At 47.4% G+C, this 1,659-nt stretch carries 1 protein-coding gene; it reads left to right on the plus strand.

Annotated features, from left to right (window positions below; all coding sequences use genetic code 11):
* Positions 1 to 466 precede the first annotated feature (466 nt).
* Positions 467 to 1,519 carry a DMT family transporter gene (locus tag Q5Y71_RS16725; RefSeq protein WP_306043216.1) on the plus strand — a complete coding sequence of 351 codons (1,053 nt, stop codon included), beginning with the start codon at positions 467 to 469 and terminating at the stop codon, positions 1,517 to 1,519.
* The last annotated feature ends 140 nt before the right edge of the window (positions 1,520 to 1,659 follow it).

Below are 1,659 nucleotides of genomic sequence, written 5' to 3' on the forward strand. Positions count from 1 at the left end.
GGTTCAGAGTACGGAGGCATGAGCAGTTACACAATTTAATTTACACTCTCGTGCAAAAGCTAAGACCGGTAAAAATCCGCTCTACTCTCGCCTGGAGGGGATACAAAAAGACAAGAAATCTCTTATTCCCTAAATGGTAACCAGGAAAGCCGCCAGAATTCTGTCACAAAGGGTCAGCGTATCCAGCCATCGCCCCCCTAGCAGGGTGTATTCGGGCCAGCTCCGTAAGGCGGCAACTCGGTTCAATTAACCTGCATAGCACTATTTGCCACTTGCTTTGCACAACTGGCAAGTTGGGCGGGTTCGCTGGATCTGCCTCAAGCTTCATCAAGCGAATGGGTCAGATTTGGTCTAAACTGATCCAGGTCAGACTGACCTGATTTCCTACTAACCGCTAGTAGAGGCATACCTGGAACAGAACGAGGTAGATACGCTGGAGCTATCCGCAGCGCTCAAAGGATACAAAATGGAAAATCAACCCGTCGTAAAAAGCACTCGATTTTGGCTATGGATCTCGATTCTTATTTTTGCTGCCTCCAACTCAGTCGTTGCAAAAATCGGAGAGCTCGGGGCCAGTCATCCCATCCATGGGAACAACCCCATCTCTTTTTGTAACCTTTTGTTCGCTGGAAATCTCTTAGCGGGTATCACACTTTTTATCATCTATAGGAAAGATTGGCGCCTCAGCGTCTTAATACAGTACCCTGTCAAAGACTGGTTTTACATGCTTGTGCTTATCCTGATGTCTGGAGTTCTTGCCCCTGCCTTCTTCTTTATTGCTCTAATGATCACAGAGGTGACCAATGTCGTTTTAATCTCAACTCTAGATGCTCCCTTAGGACTCTTGATAGCTTATATTATGTTTCGGGAGAGGCCTACAGGGTTCTCAATAGTGGGTGCCCTTGTTGTAATGATTGGTGTTATTGCTATTTTTGCCCTAAATCAACCTCCGATGGAAAGGCAGATGAGCATGAAAATGCTGGACGTTGGAAATCCTGCAGTGAACCAATTCCTACAAACCTTTCCCAAAGCTGGAGAAATTTTAACTGCTATAGCAACCCTCTTGGGAGTCATTGCCGTTCAGGTGAGCCGGAAACTGCTTGATCGCGTCCCTATTGGCGTCTTTTCAGTTTTCCGCATGCTTGCAGGGGTGATCCTCTTTTCGATCATAGTCCTCTCTGTATTTGGCCCCAACCACTTTGAAGATCTCCTTTCCCCTTTCCTCTGGGTGTGGATGCTTGTATATGGAGCGGTCATTATCGTTTTTGGGCAGATCACCTGGTTTAAAGGGCTGCAAGGAGGGGCGAGCTCTGCTGATATCTCTATCGCGACAGCCATTACTCCCGTTGCCGGTACCTTCTTCGCCTTTCTTATCCTGCAAGAGATTCCCAACTTTGCTCAAATTATTGGAGGAATCATCATCATGGCAGGAATAGGAGTCTCATTACTCGGCCAATATCGTGAACAAAAAGCCGTCGAAATGAGATATGAAAAGCCGTGCTCATTTAAGGGTGTATAGCGCTCTCAAGCGGCAGTGCGCCAAGTATTTGCAGTGTAGTGGTCTACTAAACCCGGACACCAATTTAGCCCGGATTTTGCACGGCCAGCCTAACGCCACAGGATTTTATGCTGCTCGCTCAGGCGGTGTCAGGATCGCTA

This window comes from Microbulbifer sp. 2205BS26-8, assembly GCF_030731025.1.
Classification (GTDB): Bacteria; Pseudomonadota; Gammaproteobacteria; order Pseudomonadales; family Cellvibrionaceae; genus Microbulbifer; species Microbulbifer spongiae.